This window comes from Rhodococcus sp. no. 34 (assembly GCF_054589475.1).
In genome coordinates, this window is record NZ_BAAILK010000047.1 from 280,037 (window position 1) to 287,400 (window position 7,364).

The following is a 7,364-nucleotide window of genomic DNA, read 5'->3' on the forward strand; positions in this document are numbered from 1 at the left end:
CGCTCACTTCTCGTACAGGCGGGCCCAGTTCTCGCGGCTGGTGAGCTGGGGGAAATCCCGAGCGAATGCCTCAGCAACACTTGGCGCTTCGGCGAGGAACCTCTTCATCACGCCGGCGAGGCGGCCGCTCATCTCGGCGGCCTTCTCACTGTCGAAGCGGCGTTCACGCACGCCTCCCTGCGAAGCATCGGTGACGAAGACGTGGTCGAAACGTCCGACGTGCCACCACTGCGCATCCTCGTACGAGATCGCCACTGGACCCCGCTCGAGATGATTGCGTGCCTGCATCACAGCACGTTTCGCGAGAACCAGGTCTGTCCACAAACCGGGTTTCGGGCTGGGCGCAACGCGGCGGATCGGCAGCCTGCCCGGCAGCTCCGACGCCGGGCGGGTCACAGTCTCGGGGAAGCGCTTACGTTCCTGGTTGATCGCGGCAAGCGCCTTCTGCCCACCGTCCGCCAAACCTGCCGGCCCCTCGAGGAATCCCTCGATCGCCCGGAGTTGCGTATGTGCAAGGCCGTACTGCAAACCCACGATCGAGTGCGAAATGTCGCGGGAGAGCTGCTTCGCGAGGGTTTTGGGTGCAAACGCTGGGTCCAGCGCAGCGGTGATCAGACCGTTGCGCGTACTGAAGTAGTGCGCGAAACCGTCGACGTCCTTCCAATAGAAGTCCGCATGCCACACAGCAGCCGACGGCAACGTGATGGTGGGAATCCCGGCCCGCCCGGCCCGCAAGCTGTACTCGACGTCGTCCCACTGGAAGAAGACCGGCAGTGGCAAGCCGATCCGCTCGATGGCTTCAGCAGGGATCAGGCAAGACCACCAGCCGTTGTATTCGGCATCCACGCGGCGTTCCGGCAGCTTCTCGAGCACACTCCGGTTGCGAACACCGTGCTCATCGGTCGGTACACCACGCTGCAGGGTGCCCAGATCGACGCGTTCACCCGAAGCCAACAGGAAGTCGGGGTTGAACAGAAAGAGCATCTGGGCGCCGATCAAAGCCGGCTCCGTCGTCATGTTCGCGAACGCACTCAGTCGAAGAACCGATTCGGGCTCACACAGAATGTCGTCGTCCATCAAGATCACGTCGGCGTGCGGTCCGGCCGCCGAAGCCTCGTACAGGCCCCGGGTGAATCCGCCGGCACCACCCAGATTCGCCTGCCGCAGATATTGCAACCGCGAACCGAACTTCTTCGACACTTCCTGGAACAGCTCACGGCTCTCTACCGGATCCGTTCCCTGATCGACGACGTACAGAGCGTCGAGCAACGCGAGTACACGCTCGTCGGACGCGAGGGCCTCAATCGTGCGCGCACAGTCGTCCGCACGATTGAACGTGCAGATCGCCACGGCTACCGGGCGAATCGACTCCGGCGAGACGACGGTCCATTCCACATCGTCGACCACTGCGCCGCCACCCTGCGCTTCGAACTGCAGCCACAGTGCCCCGCCGTCGACGAAAGTATCGAGCGGGGCGGTCATGGACACTCGCTCGTCGCCGGTCACGACGACGTTCGTCACGATCCGGCGGTGACCACCGATGTCCGAGGCCTGGATCTGGATGCGGCAAGCGGTATCGGCCACGACATGCGCGGTGACAGTGACCTCGGTGACGTTGGTCCAGCGCTGCCAGTAGCTGGCCGGAAAACGACCGAAGAAGGTGTTGGTGTGTGCGACGGCCCCGGGCTGAAGCCGCAACTCGAATCGCGATCGCGTCGACATTCCGACCTTGGTCACTGCATACAGTTCGTCACTGGCGACGGGCGAAGTTCCGGTGAACAACGTCCGCTGCGCCAGCAGTCGATCCGACGTCGCGCTGCGTTCGATCAACTCGACTCCGGAATCGGACTGGTCATCGGTCGTGTTCACGGTATCCACGCCCCGCAGGGTATCGCGAATCCGCACCTCGGCGCCCCGGGCACCGAGTCACACCAGGTCTACCCGTGATTACTCACTGCAGCGGCGGAGCGCAGCTCGGTCTTTCGCCGACGAAGCGACAACAGCCCCTTCGCCATCTGGACCACGTCCTTGGGCGAGATACGGCTCGCGTGCGCCAGATGATCGTCGCTGAGTCGGATCGGGACCTCGACCGGGCGCACCCCGGCCAATTCGAGCGCGTAGTCCAATTCGGTGGTGAAAAGGAATCCACGCTCGGTCAGCGAGGGTGCGATTCGACGCAGCAAAACGCCGTCGACGATGAATGTCCCCTGGGGGTCGCCCGTGCGGGTGCCCAGCACCACCCGTCGTAGCGTCGCGAATCCACCCGTCATCACCGAACGCAGCAAGCCACGTTCCACCTCTGATTCCGAATGAGCCTTCGAACCGATGACCACCGGCGGGACGGACCCTAGATCCGCCATCACGCGGTCGGCGCCTTCGATGTCACCGAAACCGAACGGAAGGTCGTCCGCGGTGAGCAACACGCGTCGTCCACGAGAAGCAAGCGTCCCGGCGCGAAGCGCTGCGCCCATCCCTTTGTCGCTGCTCATCGGCAGGAAGGTCACTCCAGGCCAAGACCAGGAAGCTGCCAGAGCAGCACACACGTCGGCAGTGTTGTCCGTCGAACCGTTCTCCACGACGATGATCTCGACCTGACCGGCGCTCTCGGCCGGGCGGCTGGTGAAGTACTCGGCGAATTGACGCACCGTCGACTCCAGCACCTCGCCTGAGTTGTATGCGGGGATGATCACCGAGAGTTCCGGCGTAGCTGGTTCCCCACGAACGGGTTCCGTTCGCGATGTCGCCACGTCCCGATCTCCTTACTTCCCCGACTGCAGTTCGAACTCGTCGGAATACTACGCTCCGAGAAACAAGGCGCAGCCCAGGCTCCGAGAAAAAGAGCACGACCCAGGCTCCGAACAACAGCCATCGACTCGAAGACGAAAGCACATCGTGAAATCTGACTTACCGCTCGCACAACGCGTGGTGCCGCCAATTCTTCTCGCCGCTCTGGTGTCGATCGTCGCCGCCATCCCACTGATCTCCAATCGGTGGTTCTACTACTGGGACGACAGCGCAGCAGCTTTCACGCCTGGTTGGCACACGATCGGCGAGCGAATCCTGTCCGGGTCATGGCCGACGCTCATCCCCGAATTGTGGGCCGGCGGCAATGTCACAGCCGAAGCCCTTTACGGGACATACAATCCCGTGATCCTTCTGGATTCGGTTGCCATTGCACTCATTCCGAACCTGGGAATCGGAATCACCCTGGTCAAGATGCAATTCATGGCGATTCTCGCGGTAGGCGTTTATCTGGTGGCCCGCCAGTACGGCGCCAATCGGTCGATGGCTTTCATCGCCGGATTTGCCATGCCGTTCGCCGGATACACGCTCTATTTCGACGCCTCCAGTTGGGCGTCCGGGCTGATCGCCTTCGCCTGGATCCCCCACGTCTGGTGGTCTACCCGCGCCAGCGCCCTCGGCCGAGTGAACCCCCTGGTACCGATCGTTTTCGGCTATCTTGCGATGACCACCGGAAACCCGTACGGCGCTGTCGGTGTCGCGGTCGTCTACCTCGCTGTCTTAGCGGAATGCATCGCAATCAAACGCGCAGGCAGCATCAAATCACTGATGATCAGCGCGGCAGCGATCATCATGATGTCGCTGATCGTGTATCTACCATTGCTCTTCACCACCGGCGTGTCGGTGCGTACTCAGTCCGGAATCGCGAACGACGGTTCGCTTCGACCCGATCTCGGTGATCTGCTCAACCTCTCCGGCCCGTCGAACCAGCCGTACGTCACCGCTTTCGCTTCGCCTGCCATGACGATTCCACTGGTGTACCTGGCCTGGTTCCTCATACCGCTCGCACCGTGGATTCAATGGAAGTCACTGAAGAAGTTGGGCCGCCACAGCGTCTCGCTGTTCGTATTCGGCGGAATCTACGTCGTACTACTTCTCGGACCGTCGAATCTCTGGCTGTTCCGTTGGCCAGCGCGACTGCTCGAGTACGGTCAACTGCCCGCCATCGTGGTCACGGCGGTCGCCCTCTCTGCCGGACTGCATCGTGATCGAATCCGGACAAGATCAATCATCACCGCGGGATTGTTGGCACTTCAGTTCTATCTTGCCTGGTCGAATGTCCCGGAAGACATCGGTATTCACTCGGCATCACTGATAATCACCGTGGTTCTCACCGTCTTCGCGTTGGTCGTGGCCTACCGAAAGCCCCGCTACCTCGCCGGTGCACTCGCTGTCGGCATCGTCGTCGTGCTCAGTGCTCAGACCAATTTCTGGTTCACCGGAAACTACAACGTGACACCGTGGAAGTTCCCCAGGCAGGTGGCATTCCTGGAGTCCAAGTTCGAGGACCGTTACCAGGGAACCACTTTCGCGATTGCCGACCCCGTCAACATCCCGCCGGACAACGAAACCGGGCAGTGGGGTGACCTCCTGTTCGGCAACGCCTGGCAGCCTGCCGGAGTCAATGCCGTCAACAGCTACGCCGGAATCAGCTACAACGATTTCGTTCAAGCACTGTGCTTGAACTACTACGGCGGCGTCCAGTGTCCGGACGGCGTCGACCGACTGCTCGCTGAATCGCCGGGAACGGGTGTGTCCTGGCTCGACGCGATGCGAGTCGACACGGTCGTCGTTCAGAATTCCGGACCGTACGGCGGAAAACGCGCCCTCGACGCCCTACCCGAGGGCGAGTGGACCGTATCGCCGGATCGGGTGGTCACGGTCGGCCATCGCACCACCGAGCATCAGTGGCCCGACGGTCGCGTATCCGCAGCGACGCCTGGTCTCGACGTACGTGGCGATGCCGCCGCTACGGACACCAGGGAAACCGTCGAGTACACCGGGTCCGGCACGGTTACATTCGCCCTACTGGCCTGGCCGGGCTGGACGGCGACTGTCGATGGTCAGACGGTCGAGACGAAGGCGAGCCCCGGCGGGTTGTTGCAGGTCGATCTACCGCCGAGTGCCACGTCCGGATCCGCCCTCACCATCGAATTCAGTCCACCCGGAAGCACTTTCGGCTGGACTGTCGCCGGCGTCGGATTACTCCTGGCACTGTCTCAAGGTGCCTGGGCCTTCCGACGCCGACGCAGCGGTCAGGACGACAACGCTGCAGCCAACGCAGATTCCGTCACCTCGTGAACCGCGCGGTGAGCGGGCAGAATCGACGCTCGCTCACCGTCCGCGTCACCGGTGCCCTGCACCAATCCGAGGAAATGCGTCAGCTGCGCGGCAAGCGGTTCCTCGCTGTAGCGGATCGTCGGAATTTCGATGACCGTCTGCTGCTGGTAGCCGTCCCGATCGGTGGGCATGTTGTCGTCGATGTGCCGGTAGATCGTGATGTCGCGACGCAGGAGATCGATCTCGATGAGTCGATCGGCCTCGAGCAACGACAGCTGGCGAATCTTGCGCTGACTGATCCGGCTCGCGGAAATCGTTGCAACAGCACCTGATCCGAAGCGCAATACGGCGTCGGCGCAATCTTCCGACCGGTTCTGCACGGACGTCGGGTGGAAGTAGCCGAACTCCCCTTTTGCCAAACTGGGTTCCGAGCCGGCAAATCCGATGGCAAGGTCGATATCGTGAATCAGCAGGTCCGTCGCGACACCCGTCGGAATGCGGGAAACGAACGGCGAGTGGCGGATACCGTTCACCTGCCACACATCGCCGGAGAACTCACGGGCGGTGCGGACAGCGGGATTGAACCGTTCGAGCAGTCCACACATCAGGGGAACACCGGACGCGCGCGAACGATCGACCAGGTCGACGCTCTGCTCGTACGTCGCAGCCAACGGCTTCTCCACCAGGACGGGCTTCCCCAGATCGAGAACCCGCCCGGCCAACTCGTAGTGCGCCGGCGTAGCGGCAGCGATCACGACGGCATCGATCTCGTCGAGGGAGTCGAAATCGGCGGCCCAACGCGTATCGAACCGCGCAGCAACAGCTTTGCCCTGCTCCTCGCGCGGCTCGATCAGCAGATCCAACTCGCACAGCGCCGACTGCGCGATGACCCGCGCATGCAGCGAGCCCATCTGACCGGATCCGACAAGAGCGATACGTGGCTTGCTAGCAGTCATTTTTCAGGCCTCCATGGCGCCGCGTACCGCGGCAACGATCTGATCGACGTCGCCGGCGGACAACGCAGCGTGGACGGGGATGCTCAGGCACCGGGACGCAACCGAAGTGGCCACCGGCGTCTCGTCGATGACGACGCGCGGATGTTCGCGGTAGCACTCGTAGTCGTAGACGGCCTTCGGGTAGTAGATGCCGCTACCGATGTCCTTCGCGGCCAGACGCTCACTCAACTGGTCGCGAGTGATCGGTGCGTCTTCGGCCAGCAGCAAGGTGAACTGATGCCAGACATGTCCACGACCGGACAGTTCGCTCGGCAGGATCAGTCCTTCGACGTCCTTCAGGCCGACACGCAAGGCCTCCGCATTCCGGCGGCGCGCCTCGACCTGCTGCATGTACGTCGCCATCTGGGGCAGAGCCAAGCTCGCCTGGAGGTCAGTCATCCGGTAGTTCTGGCCGACCATCTCGTACTGGTAGCGCGCCCGCATGCCCTGGTTGCGCAGGACCCGAAGTCGATCGGCGATCGCGTCGTCGTCGGTCGTGATCATTCCGCCCTCGGCGGTCGTGAGGTTCTTCGTTGCATAGAACGAGAAGCAACCCACACCGAAACTGCCGGCGCCTCGCCCGTCGTACGTCGCTCCGTGGGCCTGAGCGGCGTCCTCGACGACAGTCAGACCGTTTTTCGATGCCAGCGGCATCAATGCGCCCATGTCCGCCGACTGTCCGTACAGATGAACCGGCATCAGCACCTTCGTGCGGTCACCGATTCGATCGGCAGCGACTGCCGGGTCGATGTTGAAATCGGACTCGGAGATATCGGCAAACCGCGCCGTCGCGCCTGCCTCGAGAATCGCATTGAGCGTGGCCACGAACGTGAACGGCGTGGTCAAAACCTCGTCACCTGGCTGAAGATCCTGGACCTGGAGAGCCGCGATCAACGCCGTAGTGCCGTTGTTCACCGCCACCGCGTGTCGCGTGCCCACCAGCGCCGCGAACTCGTCCTCGAGCCGCTTCACCTTGGGTCCCTGCGCGACGATTCCCGATCGCAGAGTGTCCAGCACCTCGCGCTCGACTTCTTCCCCGAACGAGATACTGGATATCGCGATCACTGAGTTACCTCCGATAGATTCATCCGACCGTCGTCGGAACGAAATACCCCGACAACCCAGGAAGCGTATCGAAACACGATTCGATACTTCGAGAGGATTCCGGAACCTGCATGTCTGAACGAGCCGACTGCCACATCCATCCGACCGCCGTGATCGGCGCCGACGTACTGATCGGGGCGGGAGTCACGATCGGACCGAACGCGGTACTCACGGGCCCACTCG

General features: G+C 62.6%; 5 protein-coding genes and 1 pseudogene. 2 read left to right on the forward strand and 4 right to left on the reverse strand.

The window, feature by feature from the left end:
* Nucleotides 1–3: 3 nt before the first annotated feature.
* Nucleotides 4–1,869, reverse strand: coding sequence for a glycosyltransferase (locus tag ACYP01_RS27070; protein WP_459683456.1), 1,866 nt, complete (start codon nt 1,867–1,869; stop codon nt 4–6).
* A 68-nt stretch (nt 1,870–1,937) separates the two neighbouring features.
* Nucleotides 1,938–2,747 (reverse strand): glycosyltransferase, encoded by an 810-nt coding sequence (locus tag ACYP01_RS27075; RefSeq protein ID WP_151097602.1) that lies wholly within the window; start codon nt 2,745–2,747, stop codon nt 1,938–1,940.
* 145 nt (nt 2,748–2,892) lie between these two features.
* Here ACYP01_RS27075 and ACYP01_RS27080 point away from each other — a divergent pair, with 145 nt between their 5' ends.
* Nucleotides 2,893–5,103 carry a hypothetical protein gene (locus tag ACYP01_RS27080; RefSeq protein WP_459683140.1) on the forward strand — a complete coding sequence of 737 codons (2,211 nt, stop codon included), beginning with the start codon at nt 2,893–2,895 and terminating at the stop codon, nt 5,101–5,103.
* On the opposite strand, the gene ACYP01_RS27085 is transcribed toward ACYP01_RS27080, so the two are convergent.
* Both ACYP01_RS27085 and ACYP01_RS27090 read right to left on the reverse strand, forming a co-directional pair.
* Nucleotides 5,058–6,038, reverse strand: coding sequence for a Gfo/Idh/MocA family protein (locus tag ACYP01_RS27085; RefSeq protein WP_063315249.1), 981 nt, complete (start codon nt 6,036–6,038; stop codon nt 5,058–5,060). The genes ACYP01_RS27080 and ACYP01_RS27085 overlap by 46 nt on opposite strands.
* 3 nt (nt 6,039–6,041) lie before the next feature.
* Nucleotides 6,042–7,142 carry a DegT/DnrJ/EryC1/StrS family aminotransferase gene (locus ACYP01_RS27090; protein WP_042950324.1) on the reverse strand — a complete coding sequence of 367 codons (1,101 nt, stop codon included), beginning with the start codon at nt 7,140–7,142 and terminating at the stop codon, nt 6,042–6,044.
* Between the two features lie 110 nt (nt 7,143–7,252).
* On the opposite strand from ACYP01_RS27090, the pseudogene ACYP01_RS27095 reads away from it, so the two are divergent.
* Nucleotides 7,253–7,364, forward strand: a pseudogene (locus ACYP01_RS27095) (acyl-ACP--UDP-N- acetylglucosamine O-acyltransferase); the annotation flags it as partial.